Source organism: Flavobacterium sp., assembly GCF_028712645.1.
In the GTDB taxonomy this organism is placed as follows: domain Bacteria; phylum Bacteroidota; class Bacteroidia; order Flavobacteriales; family Flavobacteriaceae; genus Flavobacterium.
Genome location: NZ_JAQTPQ010000011.1, coordinates 1 through 643, shown reverse-complemented (window position 1 = coordinate 643; position 643 = coordinate 1). Strand labels below are relative to the sequence as shown.

General features: G+C 38.9%; 1 protein-coding gene. It reads left to right on the top strand.

Annotated features, from left to right (window positions below):
- On the top strand, positions 1–643 hold a 643-nt coding region (locus tag PHC28_RS01625; RefSeq protein ID WP_300096136.1), incomplete at both ends, for an SPFH domain-containing protein.

The window sequence follows — 643 nt, the reverse complement described above, 5'->3', positions numbered from 1 at the left end:
CTGATGCCAGAAGTGAATCACATAATTTAGACAAAAATCTTTCTACAATTACAGTACGTTCAAAAGATGGTTTCCCTTTCAACTTGGATGTTTCTCAAATTATTCACGTGCCAGCTAATGAAGCTCCAAAAGTTATTGCCCGTTTTGGAAGTATGACCAATCTTGTTTCTCAAGTTTTAGAACCAACCATTGGTAACTATTTCAGAAACTCAGCTCAAGATAGCGACGTGATTTCATTTCTTGCGACAAGAAAGGAACGCCAAGAATCAGCTAAATATCACATCAAAGCTGTTTTAGATGAATATAATGTAAATGCCGTTGACACCTTGATTGGCGATATTGTTCCACCAGAATCTTTGATGAAAACTTTGACTGACAGGAAAATTGCTGAAGAAGAGCAAAAAACCTATCAAACTCAGAGAATGGCGCAAGAGCAACGCCAAGGAGTTGAAAAAGAAACTGCCATTGCCGATATGCAAAAAGAAATTGTAAAAGCATCGCAAAGCGTTGAAATTGCTCAAAGAACTGCCGATGCAACAGACAAAAAAGCAGAAGGTGATGCTACCAGTTTAAAACTAAATGTAAATGCAGAAGCAGAAGCCACTAAAATGCGTGCCAATGCCGAAGCCGAAGCCACCAAAGC